The 21165-nt window shown below is 73.0% G+C and carries 13 protein-coding genes; 8 read left to right on the top strand and 5 right to left on the bottom strand.

Annotated elements, in window-relative coordinates:
* Positions 1-29 precede the first annotated feature (29 nt).
* On the top strand, positions 30-728 hold the full coding sequence (locus K7C98_RS16805) for an ABC transporter ATP-binding protein (RefSeq protein WP_224192695.1): 699 nt from the start codon (positions 30-32) through the stop codon (positions 726-728).
* Between the two features lie 170 nt (positions 729-898).
* Here the strand turns inward: K7C98_RS16805 and K7C98_RS16800 are convergent, their stop codons facing one another.
* Entirely contained in the window at positions 899-2746 is a 1848-nt protein-coding gene (locus K7C98_RS16800; protein ID WP_224192694.1) for a WD40 repeat domain-containing protein, read from the bottom strand.
* A 355-nt stretch (positions 2747-3101) separates the two neighbouring features.
* On the opposite strand from K7C98_RS16800, the gene K7C98_RS16795 reads away from it, so the two are divergent.
* The 4 genes from K7C98_RS16795 to K7C98_RS16780 all read left to right on the top strand — a co-directional run bounded on the left by K7C98_RS16795 (position 3102) and on the right by K7C98_RS16780 (position 10479).
* Entirely contained in the window at positions 3102-4271 is a 1170-nt protein-coding gene (locus tag K7C98_RS16795; RefSeq protein WP_224192693.1) for a metallophosphoesterase, read from the top strand.
* Positions 4272-4526: 255 nt separating this feature from the next.
* On the top strand, positions 4527-7889 hold the full coding sequence (locus K7C98_RS16790) for a serine/threonine-protein kinase (protein ID WP_224192692.1): 3363 nt from the start codon (positions 4527-4529) through the stop codon (positions 7887-7889).
* Between the two features lie 184 nt (positions 7890-8073).
* A complete protein-coding gene (locus K7C98_RS16785; protein WP_224192691.1) occupies positions 8074-8976 on the top strand; it encodes an ADYC domain-containing protein in 903 nt (300 codons plus the stop codon).
* Positions 8977-9015: 39 nt separating this feature from the next.
* Positions 9016-10479 (top strand): AMP-binding protein, encoded by a 1464-nt coding sequence (locus K7C98_RS16780; RefSeq protein WP_224192690.1) that lies wholly within the window; start codon positions 9016-9018, stop codon positions 10477-10479.
* On the opposite strand, the gene K7C98_RS16775 is transcribed toward K7C98_RS16780, so the two are convergent.
* Both K7C98_RS16775 and K7C98_RS16770 read right to left on the bottom strand, forming a co-directional pair.
* Complete coding sequence (locus tag K7C98_RS16775; RefSeq protein ID WP_224192689.1) at positions 10466-10762, bottom strand: hypothetical protein; 297 nt, start codon at positions 10760-10762, stop codon at positions 10466-10468. The two genes, K7C98_RS16780 and K7C98_RS16775, sit on opposite strands and share 14 nt — an antisense overlap.
* A gap of 417 nt (positions 10763-11179) precedes the next feature.
* Positions 11180-12622, bottom strand: a complete 1443-nt coding sequence (locus tag K7C98_RS16770; protein WP_224192688.1) for a TIGR01777 family oxidoreductase — start codon at positions 12620-12622, stop codon at positions 11180-11182.
* Positions 12623-12722: 100 nt separating this feature from the next.
* Between K7C98_RS16770 and K7C98_RS16765 the strand changes: the two genes are divergently transcribed.
* Positions 12723-15251, top strand: coding sequence for an aspartate kinase (locus tag K7C98_RS16765; protein WP_224192687.1), 2529 nt, complete (start codon positions 12723-12725; stop codon positions 15249-15251).
* A 20-nt stretch (positions 15252-15271) separates the two neighbouring features.
* Entirely contained in the window at positions 15272-16453 is a 1182-nt protein-coding gene (locus K7C98_RS16760; RefSeq protein WP_224192686.1) for a radical SAM protein, read from the top strand.
* A 96-nt stretch (positions 16454-16549) separates the two neighbouring features.
* On the opposite strand, the gene K7C98_RS16755 is transcribed toward K7C98_RS16760, so the two are convergent.
* Positions 16550-18115: an MYXO-CTERM sorting domain-containing protein gene (locus K7C98_RS16755; RefSeq protein ID WP_224192685.1), complete on the bottom strand. Its 1566-nt coding sequence runs from the start codon at positions 18113-18115 to the stop codon at positions 16550-16552.
* A gap of 160 nt (positions 18116-18275) precedes the next feature.
* On the opposite strand from K7C98_RS16755, the gene K7C98_RS16750 reads away from it, so the two are divergent.
* Entirely contained in the window at positions 18276-20036 is a 1761-nt protein-coding gene (locus tag K7C98_RS16750) for an ATP-binding protein (RefSeq protein WP_224192684.1), read from the top strand.
* A gap of 148 nt (positions 20037-20184) precedes the next feature.
* Here the strand turns inward: K7C98_RS16750 and K7C98_RS16745 are convergent, their stop codons facing one another.
* Complete coding sequence (locus K7C98_RS16745) at positions 20185-20925, bottom strand: SDR family NAD(P)-dependent oxidoreductase (protein WP_224192683.1); 741 nt, start codon at positions 20923-20925, stop codon at positions 20185-20187.
* Positions 20926-21165 lie beyond the last annotated feature (240 nt).

Here is a 21165-nt window from a genome sequence, read left to right as displayed (position 1 = left end):
ACGATCGTTGCGTTTCGCAAGGCATCACGATGAGCAACCCGATCATCCGCCTCGAGGGCGTGCAGAAAGTGTTTCACACCGACGAGGTCGAGACGCACGCGGTGAGCGACGTGCAACTCGAGATCCCGCGCGGTCAGTACGTGTGCATCGCCGGGCCTTCGGGCTCCGGCAAGACCACCCTGCTGTCGCTGCTCGGCCTGCTCGACACCCCGACGGCCGGCACCTACTTGCTCGACGGCAAGCCCGTGTCGAGCCTGTCCGGACGCGAGCGGGCCCGCGTGCGCAACGAGCAGCTCGGGTTCGTGTTCCAGAGCTTCAACCTCATCGGCGACCTCTCGGTCGCCGAGAACATCGAGCTCCCGCTGACCTACCGGGACATGCCTGCGAGCGAGCGTCGGCGTCGCGTCGAGGCCGCGCTCGAGCGGGTCGGCATGTCGCACCGGGGCCGCCACCTCCCGGCCCAGCTGTCGGGCGGTCAACAGCAGCGCGTCGCAGTCGCTCGCGCCGTCGCCGGCGAGCCCCTCGTCCTCCTCGCCGACGAGCCGACCGGCAACCTCGACTCGAAGAACGGCGACGCCGTGATGGGCCTCCTGCACGAGCTCCACCGCGCCGGCACCACCATCGTGATGGTCACGCACAACCCCGAGTACGCCCGGCACGCCCAGCGCACGATCCACCTGTTCGACGGCCGGATCGTCGAGGAGAGCCATCACGAGCGCGGCGCTTAGGGGCCTCCGCTTCGCCCTGCCACCCGCGTCGACCCGAGGCTCGCGCTCCGCCACGGGCGAGCCGCGCCGATGACATGTCCTTCGGGACATTCAAGCGCGCTCGCGCTGTCTGTCCCGTAGGACGGGTTCATCGAGATATTTCACGATGAACATGTCCTGTCGATGGCGCCTCAGTCGAGGTCGCCCCAGCGCAGGATCGTGCCGTCCTCGGAGCCGCTCCACAGCGCGCCGTCGGCCCACGCGAGCGCGCGGACGGCGTCGGTGTGGCCGAAGAGCGCCGCGGTCTGCTCTCCGGACGGCACGCGGTGGCGGGTGATCGCGCCGGAGGCGTAGGCGACGAACATCCAGGCGCCGTCCTGGAAGCACATGGCGACCGCGCCGGTCCGCTCGCCGGGCAGGTCGACGGCGAGCTCGACGACGGCCCCGGTGGCGACGCGGATCAGGCGGAGCGCGTCGAGGCAGGCGACGCCGACCCACGCGCCGTCGCGGCTGATGGCGATCCTCGCCACGCGCTCCGGCAACTGCGTCGTCAGCAGCGTCTTGCCCTTGGCGAACGCGACCACCGTGACCTCCTTCTCGACGGCCACCGCGGCGGCCGTGTCGGCGAGGGCGAGGCACTGCCAGCGCCCGCGGAGCTTGAGGGTCTTGGCCCACTTGCTGGCCCCGAACGGGCGCCACTGCGCGTGGCAGGTCGGCTCCTGGCGATGACCGACCGGGTACGTGTGCGAGACGACGCCCCACATCGCGTCGTCGGGGGCCAGCGCCAGCTCGCCCGCGCCCTTCTGGACCGAGAGCGTCTCGACGACCGCGCCGGCCGCGTCGAACAGGTCGATGGCGACCGGCTCGAGCGTCCTGTCCTCGCGCAGGACCAGCAGGCGCTGGCCGTCGCGCGTGCGGGCGATGTCGTGGACTTGGTCGCGCGCGAGCATCTGCGCGGCCCCGGTCGTCCGATCGAGCTCGATCACCGCGTTCAGCGTGTTGGTCGGCTGGCAGGTGTGCACCGTCAGCCCGGCGCCGTGGAACATCAGGCGCCGCACCCCCTGGCTGTAGCCGGTCATGGTCGCGACCGGCGCGTCCGGCTGGTCGATCGGCCAGATCGTGATGCTGGCGTCGGCGTGGTCGATCGCGGCGACGTGGGTCGCGCTGGCGGCGGCCGACTGGCCCCACCAGCCGGGGATCGAGCCGCTCGCGCGCTTCATCTCGGCGCGGAAGATCACCCGCTCGGCCGCGACGTCCCACACCTGCACCGGATCGAGCGAGTCGTGGAAGGTGATGCGGGCGCGGTCGTGCGAGACGTTGCCGCCGCTGGAGCGCATGTCGATGCGACCGGCGGCCTCGAACAGACCGCCGGCGACGACGAACCGGTGGCCGTCGCTGCCGATCATGCCGCCGCGGTCGTCGACGAACAGCGGCTGCGGCCGCATGTAGAACGGGCTGTCGAGACGTGGCTCGCGGCGACCGTCGGGGTGGATGATGTTCACGTACTCGCCCGTGAGGTACACCGCGCCGTCGCTGCGCACCGCCAGGGTGTCGGCGCGGCCGAATTCCTTCGGCAGCTCGAGCTCGCGGAGCCTGGCGCCGGTCAGGGCGTCGACGGTGACGAGCACCGGCGACGGATCCGAATTGAGCCACACCAGCTGTGCGCCGTCGGGCGAGAGGCCGCCGCAGAAGTGGCCCTCGTGGCTCGAGGGGCGCAGCAGCGTCACGACCCGCGCCGTGGCCGGCCACACGCGCACGACGGCGCGAGCCCGCGGATCGCTGACCGCGGCGACCACCGACTCGCCGTCGGGGTGCGCGACCATCCACTCGACCTTGCCGCCGACGTCGAGCGCCGCGCGCGGCGGCGTGGGAGCCGTGGGGTCGTGCACGGTCAGGCCGCGGCTCATGCCGACGACCAGCGAGCCGTCGGCGAGGAACGCCAGCGCGTGCGGCTTGCCGTGGAAGATCTGCAGCACCGGGGCGCGCGGTCCGGCGTCGAGGCGGATGATCGGAGCGGTGGGACGGGGGATCCAGGGCATGGGGGGGCGCTTCGGGATACCAGTCCGCTCGCGCGCGCGCCATCGTCCTCGACCTGGTCTTTCGTGCAGGTGGCCGCCGGCCCCGAGGGCGCGAGTGATATGTCTCGAGGGACATGTCGCCCTCCCGCACGCGCGCCCACCTGCCCTCCCCCCACCCGCCGCGTCAGTGCTCGGTCGAGACGCTCGACCCGGCTCGCGTCCTTCTTCGTCACCCGGGCCGTGCGAGCGGGACCACGCATCGGCCGTCCTGCCCCGCCCTGCGTCCTCCCCCCCGGTGGCTCCCTGAGCGCGGCGGTGCCTCCGCAGGGGCAGATGCGCGTCGGATCGTGGCGGCGGCCTGCTAAACCTCGAAGCGATGTCGGTCAGCCGGATGCTCGTGTTTCTCGGGCTCGTCCTCTCCGTATCGGCGGGGATCCACTACTACCTCTGGGCCCGGCTCGTGCGTGACATCGGCTGGCCGCCGCCCTACGGTCGCATGCTCGGGTGGGGCGTCCTGGCGCTCGCGCTGGCCCTCCCGCTGTTCCTGCTGGCCTCGCGGGCGCTCCCGCGGGAGGTCGCCAGCCCGATCTCGTGGGTCGTCTACACGTGGCTCGGGCTGATGTTCCTCCTCTTCGTCCTCCTGATCCCCGCCGACCTCGTGCGCGGCCTGGCGTGGCTCATCGAGCGGCTCGCCGGCACCCCGGCCGACCCGGCGCGGCGGCAGTTCCTGGCCCGGCTGTTCGGCGGCATCGTCGGCGCCGGCGCGCTCGGGGCCGCCGGTTACGGTATCTGGTCGGTGATGCGGCCGATCGCGGTCAAGCCGGTCAAGGTCCCGCTGGCCGACCTGCCCGACCCGTTCGCCGGCTTCGTCATCGCCCAGATCACCGATGTCCACGTCGGGCCCACCATCGGCCGCAGCTTCATCGAGGAGCTCGTCGCCAAGACCAACGCCATGGAGCCCGACCTCGTGGCGATCACCGGGGACCTCGTCGACGGCACCGTCGAGCGCCTCGGCGCCCTGCTCGAGCCGCTGTCCCGGCTCAAGGCGCGCCACGGCGTCTACTTCGTCACCGGCAACCACGAGTACTTCTCCGGCGCCGCCGACTGGGTCCAGCACCTCGCCACGCTCGGCGTGCGGGTGTTGCGCAACGAACGCGTCAGCATCGAGCGGGACGGCGCTGCCCTCGACCTGGTCGGCGTCGACGACCCCACGGGCGGCAATTTCCTCCCGGATCACGGCCCAGATCTCCCCGGCGCCCTCGCCGGCCGTGATCCGGCGCGCCTCCTGCTGCTCCTGGCCCACCAGCCGCGCCAGGTCCACGAGGCGGCCGATCACGGCGTCGCCTTGCAGCTGTCGGGGCACACCCACGGCGGCCAGATCTTCCCCTTCAACTTCCTCGTCCCGCTGCAGCAGCCGTTCGTCGCCGGCTTGCACCGGGTGCGCGACACGGCCATCTACGTCAGCCGCGGGACCGGCTACTGGGGACCGCCGATGCGCGTGGGCGCGCCGGCCGAGCTCACCCGCCTGGAGCTCGTGCGCGCCTGACGCCCAGAATGGGGTCTGCAGGCCTCATGGGTGGCGCGCCCCGCGGACTCTGGCGGGCGGTCGCCGCGGCCGGGCGAAATTGTCCGTCTCCTCGCATCTCGCCCAAATCGCGGCGCAGAGGCGCGAATTCGCGGGAATTGTGGGACTCGAGGTGTGCGGCGGCGTGCGCACCTGGGTGATCCAGTCGACCTCGGTGTGTAGGTCGGAGCGGGACACACCTGTGACTGGGGTCATACTGGAGGGCTGCTCCGCCCGATGTCCCTGCCTGCTCCGAGCCCGCGAGAGTCGCTGACCAGCGCCGATCTGCATCGCCTCGATCAGGCCGCGTGGTTGCTCGCGCAGAAGGAACCCACGCCCGATCCGGACGCCTTGCTGAGCGTGGCTGCCGGGCACGCTCTGGCCCACAACCGCACCGGCCGCAGCGACCTCGTCATCGCCCTCGTGGCGACGATGATCGACCGCCCGCCGCAGAGCAGCGCGCGCAACCAGGCGCGGGAGGACTGCGCCGCCCGGCGGCTCGCCGACCTGCTGCGCGAGCTCGCCGGCGCCGCCGAGGTCGCGCTGGTCCAGCGCGCCATCCGTCGCGGTGGCCTCGACTTCACGCTCGCGTTGCCGGCCGCGCGGCGGATCCGTCGCGCGCTCAAGCGATCGCTGCGCGAGCAGAAGGCCAGCGAGGCCGAGGTCGAGACGCTGCGCGGCCTGGCCGCGGCCGGCTGGGAGTCGCTGCTCGACGCCCTCGCCCGCTCGCTCGCCCTCGACGGCGACGAGGAGGTGCTCACCGACGTCGCCCTCGACGCGCCCTCCGAGGGCTCCGGGGCCCGCCTGGCCCGCGTGCGGGCCCTGCTCAACCCGAGCGAGCCGATGCCCGACCTCGAGACGCTCGCGCGGGCCGGCGAGCCCTCGGCGTTGAGCCGGCGGATCGGCCGCTTCGTCCTCCTGCAGCGGATCGGCACCGGCGCCATGGGCGTCGTCTACGCCGCGTACGACGACCGCCTCGATCGCAAGGTCGCGATCAAGGTCCTGCGCCCGCAGGATCCCAAGCACAGCGCCCGGGCCCAGCTCCGCCTGCTGCGCGAGGCCCAGGCGATGGCCCGCCTGTCGCACCCCAACGTCGTCGTCGTCCACGAGGTCGGCACCGACGGCGCCGATGTCTACGTCGCCATGGAGTTCATTCGTGGCATGACCGTTCAGACATGGCTCTCGAGCAAGTCGCGGACCTGGCAGGAGGTCGTCGACGTGTTCGTGCAGGCCGGCCGCGGGCTGGCCGCCGCGCACGCCGTCGGCCTGGTGCACCGCGACTTCAAGCCGAGCAACGTCATGATCGGCGAGGACGGCCGGGCGCGCGTCCTCGACTTCGGCCTGTGCCAGACCGGCGAGGACGCCAGCGGCGAGCACACCCGCGTGACCGGCTCGCTGAGCCGCGATCGCAACGCCGTCTCGGCCAAGGTCACCCAGGGCGGCGAGGTCGTCGGCACGCCGGCGTACATGCCCCCGGAGCAGTTCAGCGGCCGGATCGTCGGCCCCGCCTCCGATCAGTTCGCCTTCTGCGTCTCGCTGTACGAGGCGCTCTACAATCAATTGCCGTTCCCCGGCGACACCGTGCACGAGCTGGCCCACGCGGTCGCGCGCGGCGAGGTGCGCGACCCGCCGCGGCTGACGCGTGTGCCGGCGTGGGTCCACAACGTCGTCCTGCGCGGGCTCCGACCTGACTCGAAGGACAGGTTCTCCGGCCTCGAGGCCCTGCTGCGCGCCCTCGATCGCAACCGGGCGCTCGGCCGCCGCACCTACGTCGGCGCGCTGGCCTTCGCCTGCGTCGCCGCCGTCGGCGGCTTCTACGCCGCCAAGACCCAGGAGCCGCGCGTCGACCCGTGCAGCCACGGCAGCGCCGAGATCCACGGCGTGTGGGACGGCGACAAGCGGCGGGCCGCCGAGCAGGCGTTCGTCGCCGCCGGGCCGGCCTTCATCAACGAGGTGTGGCCGCAGGTCAACGAGCGCCTCGACCTCTACATGAACGAGTGGTCGCGCGTGCACGCCGACGCGTGCGAGGCCCGGCGCCGCGGCGAGCAGTCGGACGAGCTCGTCGACCGGCGCATGGCCTGCCTGGGCCAGCGCAAGGCCGCGCTGGCCGAGGCCGGCGCCTTGCTCGCGGAGCGCGACCCGACCGTCGCCGTGCACGCGATGGAGCTCACCTACAAGCTGCCCTCCATCGGCCGCTGCAGTGACCTCGCCGCGCTGCAGGCCGAGGTCCCGCCGCCCGACGACCCCGACGTCAAGCGCCGCGTCGACGACGTCGAGGAGGGCCTCACCCGCGTCGTCAGCCTCGAGCACATCGGCCGCACCTCGCAGGCCACCGAGCTCGCCGACCAGCTGCTCGCCGAGGCCAAGACCATCGACTACAAGCCGCTGCTTGCGCGCGCCCTGCTGCACCGCGGCCGGCTCTCGCTCAACCGCACCGCCATGGTCGAGCCGCAGTTCGAGATGCTGCAGGCCGCGCTGCACACCGCCCTCGCCGCGCGCGTCGACGAGGTCGCCGCCGAGGCCATGGCGCACATGTTGTTCGTGCGCGGCCGCCTGCCCGGCGGGGCCGCGCGCGCGCTCGAGGACCTCGGCCACTACAGCGCCTTCATCGCCCGCCTGTCCAACCCGGGCCACCTGCAAGGCCTGCTGCTCAACAACGCCGCGGTCGTCACCTTCGCCAGCGGCGACGTCGAGGGCGCGCGCAAGCTCTACGCCGAGGCCCTCGCGGTCAAGCGGGCGAGCAACGCCGCCCAGCTCGAGATCGCCTACCACCTCACCAACCTGGCGATCCTCGAGGAGGACGTCGATACGCGGGCCCACGACATGAGCGAGGCCGTGCGGATCTTCGAGCGCGAGCTGGGCCCGGCCCACCCGCAGACGATCGAGGCGCGCATCACCGCCAGCCTCTACAACCGCAACCCCGAGGCCGCGCGCCGGATCTTGCGGCCGGGCTGCGACGCGCTGGTCCGCTTCTCGCCCGGCGATCCGGTGCCACGCGCCCGCTGCCTGGCCGTGCTCGGCTATCACGCCAGCGAGGCCGGCGACTCCGACGAGTCGGGCCAGGTCCTGCGGCAAGCCGCCTCGCTCCTCGCCAGCGAGCGCTTCGACGGCGACTTGATCCGCGGCGTCGACGTCGCGCTGATCCGCGGCTTCGCCGGGCTCGAGGGCGGCGATCACGAGCTGGCGGTCGAGGAGCTGCGGCACACGCTCGCCGACAGCCAGGGTGACTCGTGGTGGCGCCAGCGCGAGGCCGCCGAGCTCCAGTTGGTGCTCGGCCTGCACCTGCGAGCGCTCGGCGATCGGGCCGGCGCCGCCGAGGCCCTCCGGGCCGCCGTCGACGGCCTGGTCGCCGCCAAGGCGACCGCCCGCGACGTCCTCGTCGATCAGCGCCTCGCTCGCGCCCGCGTCGTGCTCGCCGAGGTGTTGCTCGCCGACCCGCGACCGGCCGAAGAGGACCTCGATCAAGCCGGCTCGCTCCTCACCGACGCGATGCGCTGGTACCTCGAGGGCGGCGACGAATACGCGTGGCGACTGGCCGAGATCCGCGCCCTCGACGGCGTGCTCGCCCAGCGTCGCAGCGACCGCCGCGCAGAGCCTTGAGAACACCGGCCTACGCGGCGAGTGTGGGCGCGGATCACATCCACCCTCTGCTCGAGCTTGAAAGCTCCCCGACACTGCATAGAGAGGTGGTGGAGGGATAGTTGTGAAATCAAGAAACTGTCATGGAATCTGCGCTGCGACGGCCTTTTGCGGACTGCTCGCCGCCTGTGACATTGATAAGACATTGATAACTGACGACCCTGGTGTCATCAATCCGCGAATCGGCGAGAAGGGCTCGAGCTGCCCGATCTGGCAGTGCGGATTCAATGCCGCGGAGGTGTTCGGCAGCTCGATCCACGAGCTCCACCTCGGCGGCCAGGCCAACGCGGCCGGCCTGCGGATCCTGAAGGTCGTGCCCGGCCCCGCCGCCGCGGCGGGCGGCCACGTGCGGCTCGACGTCGCCGGCGACGCCCTCGTCCTCCGCGACGCCAAGGGCGCCGTCGTCGCCGCCGGCGAGGCGCTGGTGGGCACCCGTATCGTCCTCGCCAAGAAGGGTCAACCGTACGCGACCGTCATGATCGCCTCCCACGATCGCGTCACGCGCTGGACCGAGGGTTCTCCCGAGGCCGACGCGTACGGGCTCGTGTATGTCGACGGTAACCACATCGAGCGGAATGTTTGCACCGGGTATCATGATTCACCGCGGGCCCCGATCGCGCTGGTCCTCGGCGGCGAGACCTACGACCTCGACGCCAAGGAGGTGCGGCCCGACGCCCAAGGGTGGTTCAGCATCGCCTGCGCCGGCTCGGCCGCGGCCAAGCTGTCGCTGCTGGGCTACGGTCCCCAGAGCAGCCACACCACCCCCGACCAGCGCCAGGCCACCCTCAAGATGATCACCGCCGATTATTGCGGGGACGGTCACAGCTACACCGAGAACGGCACTCCCATCCAGTGGGAGAATGTCCAGGGGACGGTGGGCCTCACCGCCGAACCGGCCGCGATCGAGGCCGTGTGGACGGCCGCGGGCGCGCTGTGCGTCGATCAGACGCGCATTGCTGACACCGAGATCGAATGTCAGTTGCCGCGCTGCGGCGCCTACGATCTGTCCGACGGCGAGTGGATCACCTATGTCCCGATGGTCCAGTGACTTGCCAGCGGCGCGGGGATTTGGCACACGCATCGGGGCGTGGATGCCCTCTTCCCCTGCCTCGCAGCCCCCGACGGCCGCACCGTCCTCACCGTCGACGACGTCTCGCTCACCGACCGCCAGCTCCTCGCCGCCGCGCGCCGCCACGCCGACGTGCTCGCGCGCATGGGCGTCCAGCCCGGCGACCGCGTCAGTGTGTGGACCCAGCCGGACCTGCGCACCGTCGTCGCGCTGGTCGGCGGGGCGCTCGCCGGCGTCGTCACCGTCCCTCTGAACCCCCGGCTCGGCGAGCGCGAGGTCGCCCACATCGCCGCCGACGCCGCCCCCCGCTGCTGCTTCGCCGCCCGCCCCGACGAGCGCGCCGAGGGCCCCCTCGGTCCTTCGATACAGGTCCTCCTGGACATGTCCGAACCGACATGTCCAAAGGAACCTCCGCCGATCCCGCCGGCCGACGCCCGCCCGCTCCTGCTGATCTACACCTCGGGCACCACCGGCGCGCCCAAGGGCGCCGTGCTGACCGCCGCCGGCGTGGCCGCCAACCTCGACGGCCTGGCGCGCGCGTGGGCCTGGACCGCCGCCGACACCGTCGTCCACGCCCTGCCGCTGTTCCACGTCCACGGCCTCGTGCTCGGCCTGTTCGGCAGCCTGCGCGTCGGCGGCCGCCTCCACTGGCTGCCGCGCTTCGAGCCCGCCGAGCTGGCCGCGGCCGTGCGCGGCGCCATCCTGTTCGCGGTCCCCACCATGTACGTCCGCCTCGCCGAGCTCGCGGAGCGCGATCCCGGCGTCGCCGCCGACCTCGCGGCCGCGCGACTCTTGATCTCCGGCTCCGCCGCCCTGTCGGCGCGCGAGCACCGGCGGATCGCCGCTCTCACCGGCCGCGGCGTCTACGAGCGCTACGGCCTCACCGAGACCCTCATCGTGTGCGCCGTTCCGACCGCGGGCCCGCCGCGCCCCGGCCTGGTCGGCCCGCCCCTCCCGGGCGTCGAGGTCCGGCTCGTCGACGATCAGCGGCGCCCGCTCGACGTCGCCGACGACGCCACTCTCGGCGAGATCGCCGTGCGCGGCCCCAGCGTGTTCGCCGGCTACCTCGGCCGCCCCGACGCCACCGCCGCCGTGCGCGACGACGAAGGCTGGTTCTACACCGGCGACCTCGCCACCCGCACCGCCGACGGCGCCTACCGGATCGTCGGGCGCCGCGCCACCGACTTGATCAAGAGCGGCGGCTTCAAGATCGGCGCCGGCGAGATCGAGACCTGTCTCCTCGAGCACCCCGACGTCGCCGAGGTCGCGGTCCTCGGCGTCGCCGACGACGACCTCGGCGAACGGATCGTCGCCTTCGTCGTCGCCCGCGATCCGGCGCGCCCTCCGCTCGCGCAGCAGCTCGTCGATCACGTGGCCGGGGCGCTCGCCCCGCACAAGCGCCCACGCGACGTCCGCTTCGTCGAAGCCCTGCCCCGCAACGCCATGGGCAAGGTGATCAAGGCCGCCCTCAGCCCTCCCTGAGGCACCCGACCTCGCGCGCCGTCGCCTCGACCACCGCCCCGTGCTGCGCGGCGATGTGGCGGTGCATCATCGCGTTGTACCCGCGCGCGTGCCCGACCACCACCTCGTCGACCCCGCACGCGCCGACGTTGCGGTAGTCGATCTCGTACTGGGCCCGCAGCCGCTCGGCGAGGCGCGCGTGACACGGCCGCGGCTGCTCGTACGACTCGAGCGCCAGCACGCCTCGAGCGAGATCGAGCGCCGCATCGAGCGCGCCCTCGTCCTCTGCGTCGGTGACGCTCATCGTCGTCCGGGCCGATCGCGCCGCAGAGCAACGAGGCGGCGCAGACCTCGTCCACGCCGCCTCCGGTTCGGCCTCGTCCTGCGCCGCCACCTCCCCGTGGGGTGCGCAATTGATCGCCGTCGTTCCCATCATCAAGCACAGGGCAGTCGCCCCGATTCGCCGCAGCGCATGGGCTCGCATCGCACGTCCTCCGCACGCCGAGACAACCGCACCTCGTCGCGGTTCCCGCCCGTCTGCACCCGAACATCGGGACGGCCGCCGCGCGGCGAGCGACCTCGGCGGCTGGCTCACCGCCGACCCTGCCGGCGTTCTCCCGCGAGCCGATGGCGCCGTGCACCATCACCGTGTTCTTATGGACATGTCTGAACGGACATATCCCGAGCGACATGCCCGTTCAGACATGCCCGATCGTGCAGCTCACCGTTGCTGCGGCGCGCCGAAGCGCAGCCGGAGCGCCTGGGCGCGGAACTCGAACAGCTCGCGCAGCCGCGGGCGCACGAACAGCGCGTCGGCGACCCGGCCGATCGGGCCGAGCGGCGGGCGGTAGTAGACCGTGTCGTCGATCTGCGTGCCCCCGTCCTCGCGCGGCGTGAAGCGGTGCTCGTGCCACCACACCGCGAACGGCCCGCGCGTCTGCACGTCGACGAAGCGGCGCTCCGGCTCGACCAGCTCGAATTCCGCGGTCCAGCGGACGCGCACCGGCCCGATCGCGATCGTCGATTCGATGTGGCGCCCGGGCTCGACCACCAGCGGACGCGGCGTCAGCACCGTCATCGCGGCCGCCCGCGGCGTCATCACCCCGAGGTTCTCCGCGCGCGCGAAGAACCCGAACACCGCGGCCAGCGGCGCCGCCACCACGGTCGACTGGCGCAGCACCGTCGTCGGCGGCCGGCGGCCGGCCAGGTACGGGTCGGGCGGCGTCAGCTCGGGCGGGGCGAATTGCGGGCGGTAACGGCTGCCGAACAGATCCTCGAGCGCGGCCGGCAGCGTGGGGAATTGGAACTGGAACCCGAGCGCCAGCGTGCGCGCCGGCACGGCCCGCTGGCTGGCGACCAGGGCCTCGGCCGCCTCGCCGCGTGCGATCCGCAGCGCCAGGCGAGGCACCGGCAGGCGCGCCTTGCGTCCGAGCGACTCCGCCAGCGCCAGCGAAAAAGCCGCGTTGGTGACCGGCTGGGGCGCCACCGCCAGCACCGGCCCGGTGTAGCGCGCGTCGGTCACCGCCGTCGTCAGCAGCTCGACCAGGTCGTGGAGGTGGATCCACGGGAACCACTGTTCGCCCGACCCGAGCGGCCCGCCCAGGCCGGCGCGGAAGATCGGCAGCAGCGCCTCGAGCACCCCGCCGCCGAGCCCGAGCACCAGCCCGATCCGCGGCGTGCACACCCGGACGCCGTGGGCCTCGGCGCCGCGGGCCGCCGCCTCCCAGGCCTGGCACATCTTGCCGAGGAAGTCGTCGGCCGGGCGGCTGGTCTCCTCGAGCTCCTCCTCGCCGCGGTCGCCGTAGTAGCCGACCGCCGACGCCGACACCAGCACGCGCGGCCGCGGTTCGGCCGCCGCCAGCGCCCGCACCAGCGTCTCGGTGAGCTTCACGCGGCTGTCCCAAAGTTCACGTTTGCGCGCCGCCGTCCACCGCCCGACCCCGACCGACTCGCCCGCCAGGTGGACCACCGCGTCGCAGCCGGCCAGCGCCCGCACCAGCGCCGTCTCGTCGCCCGCGGCCGCCAGCTCGACCTCGGCCCCGAGCAGGTCCATCGCCCGTCCCGGCGAGCGCACCCAGGCGCGCACGTGATGGCCGTCTCGCAGCAATCGGAGGACCAGCGCCCGTCCGACGAACCCCGTCGCGCCCGTGACCAGGATCTGCATGTGTCCCCCGCTCGTCGGGCGGCAACTGTGGCACACGCCCGCTCTCCGTCAAGCGCTGCCCCTACCCCGCCCCGGGCCGCTTCCGATATCCTCCCCCCGCATGACGCCGCAGCACGATCCCGGCCAGGCCCGTCCCTTCCGCGTAATGAAGTTCGGCGGCAGCTCGGTGGGCGCGGCCGACCGCCTGTTCCAGGCCCTCGACCTCATCGCCCGCGAGCGCCAGGCCGGCCCGGTCGCCGTCGTCGTCTCGGCCATGGCCGACACCACCGACCGCCTGATCGCCGCCGTCGACGCCGCGGCCGCCGGCCTGGCCGCCGACCCCCACGTCGACGCCATCGAGGCGCTCGTGGTCGGCGTCGCACGTGACCTCACGGACAGGCTCCAACGCGCAGGTCTCCTGGTACATGTCCCTGAGGACCTGTCCCCCGCGATCGCCGAGCTGATGCGCCCGCTGCGGCAGCTGCTGCTCGGCGTCGGCCTCGTCCGCGAGCGCACCCTGCAGACCCGCGACCTCGCGCTGTCGTTCGGCGAGCGGGCCAGCGTCCTGGTCGTGCGCGCCCTGCTGGTCGCGCGCGGCGTCGACGCCGTCGCCGTCGACGCGCGCGACTGGACCGTCACCGACGACCGCTTCGGCCAGGCCACCCCCGACCTCGGCGCCTCGGCCCTGCAGCTCGGCGACCTCTCGGCCGCCTGGAGCGGCGCCGTCAGCGTGCACACCGGCTTCCTCGGGCGCACCCGCGACGGCCGCACCACCACGCTCGGCCGCAACGGCTCCGACTACACCGCGGCCCTGCTGGCCCAGATCCTCGGCGCTGCCGAGCTGCAGATCTGGACCGACGTCTCCGGGGTCATGACCGCCGACCCCGACCTCGTGCTCGAGGCCTACCCGGTCGCGCACCTCAGCCAGGCCGAGGCGCTCGAGCTCGGCGACCTCGGCATGATCCTCCACCCGCGCACCATGGCCCCGCTGATCGAGGCCCGGATCCCGCTGCGCGTCCGCAACACCGCGCGGCCCGCCGATCCCGGCACCCTCATCGACGTCGTCGGCACCCGCGACGAGCGCCACCCGGTGTGCGTCGTCTCGACCGAGGACCTCGCGCTGCTCGACCTCGAGACCCGCCGCCGCCTCGGCCACGAGCGGATCGGCGAGCGCGCCCTGCGGGCCCTCGCCAACGCCGGCGTGCCCGTGTGGGTCGGCACCGCCGCCCCGCGCGATCGGGCGTTCGCCGTCGCCGTCGCGCGCCAGGACGCCGCGCGGGCCGAGGCCGCCCTCAGCGCCGAGTTCGGGCGCACCACCGAGGGCGAGCCGGTCGAGCTCGCCCCGATCCGCGTGCGCCAGCCCGTCACCCTGCTCACCCTCGTCGGCGAGGCCATGGGGCGCACGCCCAACGTCGCCGGCCGGTTCTTCGGCGCCCTCGGCCAGATCGGCGTGCTCGTCCGCGCCAGCGCCCAGGGGGCCGGCGAGCGCTCGATCAGCGCCGTCATCGACGGCGAGGACACCGCCACCGCCGTGCGCACCGTCCACGCCGCCTTCAACCTCGCCGCCCAGGAGGTCAACCTCCTCGTCCTCGGCAAGGGCACCGTCGGCCGCGAGCTCCTGGCCCAGATCGCCGCCCAGCAGCAGGCGCTCGCCAGCAACCAGGACGTCTTCATCAAACTCGCCGGCGTCGTCGACAGCAAGCGCGCCGTCTTCGATCCCGCCGGGATCCCGGCCGCGCAGTGGGACGTCCGCCTGCAGGAGTCACATGTCCCTCCGGACATCCCCGCCCTGCTCGAGCGCCTGCGCCGCCTGCCCGTGCCGATCCTCGTCGACTGCACCGCCGAGGACACCAGCGCCGTCTACGAGGCCGCGCTCGCCTGCGGGATCCACGTCGTCGGCGCCAACAAGCGCCCGCTCGCCGCCGCCTGGCCCATTCGACAGGGCCTCATGGACATGGCCCGAAAGCGGCATCGGCGCTGGGAGTACGAGACCACCGTCGGCGCCAGCCTCCCGGTCATCGACACCCTCAAGGGCCTCGTGCGCACCGGCGACGCCATCCTGCGCATCGAGGGCAGCTTCTCCGGCACCCTCGGCTACCTCGCCGGCGAGCTGTCGCGCGGCGTCCCGCTGTCGCACGCCGTCCGCGACGCCCGCGCCCGCGGCTACACCGAGCCGCACCCGCGCGACGACCTCTCCGGCCTCGACGTCGCGCGCAAGGCCCTGATCCTCGCGCGCGAGCTCGGCATGGAGCTCGACCTCGACGCCGTGGCGATCGAGCCGTTCGCCCCGCCCGAGGCGCTCGGCCACGACGACCTCGAGCGGTTCTTCCTCGCCCTCGCCGAGCAGGACGCCGCCGTCGCCGCCCGCATCGAGCGCATGCGCCAGGCCGGCCGCGTCCTGCGCTACCTGGCCCAGATCGACCCGTCGGCCCCTGCGGGCGTCCCCGCCGTGCGCGTCGGTCCCGTCGAGGTCGAGCCCGATCACCCCGCCGCGCGCCTGCGCGGCACCGAGGCCTTCGTCGCCTTCACCACCGACCGCCACCGCGCCTATCCGCTGCTCGTCCAGGGCGCAGGGGCCGGCGGCGCCGTCACGGCGGCCGGCGTGCTGACCGACATCCTCAAGATCGCCATGTCGCTGCGCGGCCGCTGACGCGCTACCTTCGGGGTCACGTGGCCAACCTCGGCTACATCCAGGTCGTCCGCCACTGCAACCACTTCTGCGGGTTTTGCAGCAACCCGGCCACGCCCTACGTGCACACCCTCGAGTCGATGCAGGCGCTGGTCGACGACCTCGTCGCGCGCGACTACTTCGGCGTCATCCTCACCGGGGGCGAGCCCACGCTCCACCCCGAGCTGCCGGCGATCGCCGCCTACGCCAGCGGTCGCGGCCTCGACGTCCGCGTCATCACCAACGGCACTCGCCTCGCCGATCCCGCGTTCGCGCGCGCCCTCGCCGACGCCGGCGTGCGCCGCGTCCACGTCTCGATCTACTCCGTCCTGCCCGACGTCGAGGCCCGCCTGCGCGGCGCCCCCGGCACCCTCGACAGGGCCTTCGCCGCCCTCGATCGCGCCCACGAGGTCGGCATCGACGTCCACGTCAACTGCGTCATCAACCGCCTCAACGCCGACCACCTCGACCGCAACATCCGCCACTTCCTCGCCCACCACCCGTACGTGCGCCACTTCGTGTGGAACAACCTCGACCCGTCGATGGGCCGCGCCGAGGTCAACCAGGCCGAGTTCGTCCCGCGCCTGGAGCAGTTCGAGCTGTCGCTCCTGCGGGCCATGCGGCTGCTCCACGCCGGCGGCCGCACCTTCCGCGTCGAGAAGGTCCCCCTGTGCTACATGGGCGAGTTCGCGTGGGCCAGCACCGAGACGCGCAAGATCGTCAAGGGCGAGGAGCGCGTCGTCCACTTCCTCGACGACAAGCAGACCGTGCGCCAGACCGCCTGGGGCCACCTCTATGCGCCCGCCTGCGGCGCCTGTCGCCTGCGCCCGATCTGCGGCGGCCTGTTCGACCGCGGCGGCGCCTACGACCCCGCCGAGCTCGCGCCGCAGTTCGTCGACCCCGAGCCGATCGTGCGCGCGATCCTCGACGACCCCAGCGATCCGACCGTCTCCGATCGCACCCTCTCCTCGTGGCGCGACGAGTTCCGCCGCCACGGGGCCGCCCGCACCGCCGTCTCGGCCGGCGACGAGCCGACCCCGCCGCGCGCCCCCGAGGCCCCGCCCGTGGGCCAAATCACCGTCGAGGGCGTGCGCCTGTACCAGGCCCGCCGCCGCGCCGAGGCCCGCAAGGCCGACGCCCTCGGCGTGCGCCAGGAGCCCGGCCGCGACGACGACGGCACCTGACCGATCGAGCATGGCCGTTCATCCATGGCCCATTCGCCATGTCTCGAAGCACATGGCCATCAAGCCATGCACTTCAGGACAGACACCCCCTCGCCCTCACGCCCGCCGCGAGCGGCGCCGCAGCGGCAGCAGCACGGCCGCCAGCAGCAGCCACGACGCGCGCGGCCGGTCCTGCGCGCGGCAGTTGCAGCCGTCGTCCTCGCCGGTGCCCGGCTGGCCGGTGTCGGTGCCGGGGCCCAGGGTGGTCACGGTCGTGGCCGACCCCGCGCTCGGGTCGACGTCGCCGGAGTCGTCGTCGCCGCTCGCGCCGGTCGTCGGCTCGCCGGTCGGATCGGGCTCGCCGGTCGACTCGCCGCCGGTCGGGTCGGGCTCGCCGCTGGTGGCTCCCTCCTTCGGCATCACCGTGACCGCGATCGTCTGGCTGGTCGCGTTGCCGTAGGCGTCCATCACCTCGAGCTTGAACGAGTAGGTGCCCGGGGGCGGCTTGGTGACCTGGACGAAGTCCCACGGGCCCTCGATCGGGCGCCACGCCGGGAAGTCGTCGTTGCACACCTGGTTGGTGCAGCGCGAGTAGCCCTTCTCGGCGAGGTCGGGCGGCAGCCCGTCGAGCCAGGTCCACTTGACCCCGATCATGTTCTTGTCGTCGCTGATGTCGGCCGTGACCAGGAACGACTCGCCCTGCATGAACACGCTGCCGTCGGCCGGCGAGATGCTCAGGATCTCCGGCGCGACCGTGTCGGCCTCGCGCGGCCCGAACACCCCGAGCAGCTCGGCGTGCGAGTTCTGCTGCTCGCCCTGGCCTTGCGGACAGTAGAGCTCGTGCACGTACGTGCACTGGGTGACCCCGCTGCCGGTCGCGTGCGAGATGTCCATGCACTCGTTGCGGAACGCGCTGCCGCCGGCGACGAACGGGTACATCAGGTCGGCCTGCACGTCGGTGTGCTCGAGGCCCCAGTTGTGAGCGGTCTCCTGCGCGGCCACCTCCGCGGTCACGCCGACGCAGCTGTCGGGGAACGACAGCGACACGTGGTTGCGCTTGGCCCCGTCGCAGGCGACGTTGGCGATCCCGCACACGCCGCCGCCCTGGCCCGCGTTCTGCGACGACCCGCCGATGACCGCCATCGTGTACGGCAGGTAGTCCGGCGGGCGGTTGGTCGTCAGCACCAGGTTGAACGCCGCGTAGTAGTTCTGCAGCTCCTGGAGCACCACCGCCTTGGTGTTCTCGCCGCCGGGGGGCTTCGGGAAGACCGTCTCCTTGGACACCAGCGGCGAGCAGTTGAGCGCCGCGTTGGCGTTCTGCGGCGAGAACCCGTTGCACTTCGGACGCAGCGTCACGCCGTCCATCGCCAGGTAGAGGATCCCCGCCGTCGGCTCGTTGTCGAGCGCGGGCAACGGCAGCCCCTGCTGCTCCAGCACGCTCCGCGCCATGCTCTCGCCGTCGTAGACCAGGTTGCCGTCGCGCAGCGGCGCCGCCAGCGTGGGGTCGTAGGGCCCGCCGAACACCGCTTCGAAGTACGTGCGCGGCCCGTCGTCGGGGGCCAGAGCCCAGGGCGTACCGGCCGAGATCGGCGCTCCCGGCACGATCCGGGGCGGCGCCGTGGCCGCCTCGTCGAGCGTGAGCGACGCGAGCGCGAGCGACAGACCAACAAGCGAAGTCAGCATGGTCGCACGCTACCCGGCGGCGATGCGGCCGTAAAGCCCCGCCCTCGCCTCCTCCTCGCCCGCAGCACGCCCGGCTTCTCAGCGCGATCGCAGGCGGGTACCCTTGTGCGGGGACCTGGTGCTCCCCGGCACCTCGCAGCGCTTCGGGCCAAACCATCCTGTGACAGCCTCCGATCTTCACGCCACGCCTGCGGTCCTGGTCGTCACCCGCGACCCGGCCGTCCTCGACGACCTCCACAGCCTCCTGCGCGCCCGCGGCCGCCCCGTCGTGCACATCAGCGATCTCGCCACCGGTTACGACCGGGCGCGGATCGGCCTCACGATCCTGGACACCTGCGACCTCGTCGGCGTCGAGGCGGCCCTGGCCGAGCTGCCGCGGCCGATCCTCGCCGTCACCGACGACGACAGCCGCGCCGAGGCCCTGGTCGGCGCCGGGGCCAGCGACTTCGTGGTCCTCCCGTGCAGCCGCGCCGTCCTGTCGGCCCGGATCGCCGCCGCGCTCAGGCTGCGCGAGCGCGTGCCCGGCCACTCACCTGCCCTTTCGGACAGCCAGGGCTCGCTCCAGACCCTCATCGCCAACCTGCCCGGCGTGGTCTACCGCTGCCTCAACGACGTCGACTGGACCATGCTGTTCGTCAGCGAGGGCTGCTACGACCTCACCGGCTACGCGCCCGAGGAGTTCACCTCCGGCCGGGTCCACTTCATCGGCCTCGTCCACCACGAGGACCGCGACCGCGTGCGCGCCCAGATCGACCAGGCCGTCGCCGAGCGCCGCCCCTTCCGCGTCACCTACCGCCTGCACACCGCGGCCGGCGCTTGCAAGTGGCTGTGGGCCCAGGGCCAGGGGGTCTTCGACGACAACAACCTGATCGCGCTCGAGGGCGTCATCACCGACCTGTCCGAGCTGCGCCAGACCAAGCTCGAGCTCGAGGAGCGCGAGGTCCTGCTCGAGACCCTGCTCGCCGTCACCGAGACCGCCTACATCCTGTGCGACGAGCACGGCGCCGTCGACTACGCCAACCTGGCCGCGCAGACATGGCTCAAGTTACCTGACAGCCGCCTGGTCGGCGCCCGCTTCGCCGACCTCCTCACCGCCCTCCCCAACGAGCTGCGCGAGGCCGTCGGTCGCGGCCGCGACTCGATCTTCACCGTCGACCACCAGGGCGGCGACTTCGAGGCCTACCACCTCGTCATGCGCAACGTGCAGATCAGCGGCCGCCCGCACACCGCCTACGCCTTCAAGCGCCTGACCCGCGAGCTCGCGCGCCAGGAGGTCGAGGTGTGGAAGAAGGTCATCCGCCTGATCGCCCACGAGATCAACAACACCCTCGCCCCGATCTCGTCGCTGCTGCACTCCGCGCGCCTGATCAACGCCGCCGAGGCCCGCGACGCCCGCCTCGACCGCATCATCGACACCATCTCCGAGCGCAGCAAGCACCTCGGCGAGTTCCTCAAGGGCTACACCCAGTTCGCCCGCCTGCCGCGCCCGCGGCTCGAGAGCACCAAGTGGCGCAGCCTCATCGACCGGCTCGACGAGCTGGTCCAGTTCAAGATCGACGCCGCGCCCGAGGACCTCAACACCGTCAACGCCGTCGACCGCAGCCAGATCGAGCAGGCCCTCATCAACCTGCTCAAGAACGCCGTCGAGGCCGGCGGCCCGCCCGAGGAGGTCACCCTGCGCCTCCGCGCCCACCGCGAGGGCGACGAGATCCAGGTCCTCGACCGCGGCCCCGGCATCCCGCCCGAGCTCCTGCCCAAGGTCCTGCTGCCGTTCTACTCGACCAAGCGCACCGGCACCGGCCTCGGCCTGCCGCTGTGCCGCGAGATCATCGACGCCCACGGCGGCAACCTCCGCATCGAGGCCCGCGAGGGCGGCGGCACCGCCGTCATCCTGTGGTTGCCGCGCCTCGCCGCGGCCTGACCTTCGGGTCATGTGCGAACGGACATGCGCTCAGGGCCTTCGCCGCGGCCTCCGCCGCGAGCTCGTCCGGGACGTCGCTTGCGATCGGCGCCCCGCCACGCCAGCATGAGCTCCACTGCGGCCAGCACCCGTCGACGATTCGCGCGCCTCAGAACCCGATCTTGCGCATCACGAAGCGCGGCAGCCAGCGGATCACCAGCATCACCCAGCGCCAGATCGACGGCGTGTAGACGACCGGCAGCCCGCCGTCGATGGCCCGCAGCACCTGCTGCGCCACCGCCTCGGGCTCGCCGGCGAACGGCGGCGGCTTCAGTCCCGCGGTCATCCCCGTCTTCACGAACCCGGGCTTGACGCACACCGTCTTCAGGCCCTGCGCGCAGAACTTGTGGTCGAGCCCCTCGAGGTAGCGCGACAGCCCGGCCTTGGCCGCCCCGTACAGCACCACCGGCTTGCGTCCGCGCTCGCCGGCCACCGACGAGAACACGCACAGCGTCCCGCCGCCGCGCCCCAGCAGGCGCTTGCGCGCGTGCTCGCAGAAGATCACCGTCCCGGTGAAGTCGACCGCCAGCACCTGCTCCGCCAGCGCCGTGTCGGCCTCCATCGCCTCCTGCGTGGCGAACAGCCCGGCCGTCACCACCACGGTGTCGAACCCGCCGAGGGCCGCCTCTGCTGCGTCGAGCGCCGCCGGGAAGCTCGCCGACGACGCCAGGTCACACGCGTGCGTCCCGACCGGCGCGTGCTGCGGGTGGCGGGCCGCGAGGTCGGCCGCGCTGCGCTGCAGCTCCTCCGGATCGCGGCCGAGCAGGAACAGCTGGTCGCCGCGCTCCGCCATGCGTCGCGCCAGCGCGCGCCCCATCCCTCTCGTCGCTCCGAGCAGCACCACTCGCATGCCCCGGCAGGCTAGTGCCGCCCCCGCAGCAATTCAACCCGCCCGCGGCTTTCTCCGCCGCGCCGAGCGGCCCCGCGATCCCCGTGCCGGGCCCAGCCTGCCCGAGGCGGCGCGACGAGGGTCGCCGAGCCCGCCCCCGCCGGCCGCGAGGGGGACCTCGTCGAAGATCGCAGCCTGCGCCGACGAGATCCTGCGCGCCCCGGCGAGCGCGCCTTCGCGGCCGGCAGGTCGACGCCGGAC

Source organism: Nannocystis pusilla (assembly GCF_020073745.1).
Taxonomy (GTDB): domain Bacteria; phylum Myxococcota_A; class Polyangia; order Nannocystales; family Nannocystaceae; genus Nannocystis; species Nannocystis radixulma.
Note: the sequence above shows the minus strand (reverse complement) of the source record. Positions and strands in the feature narration are given on the sequence as shown.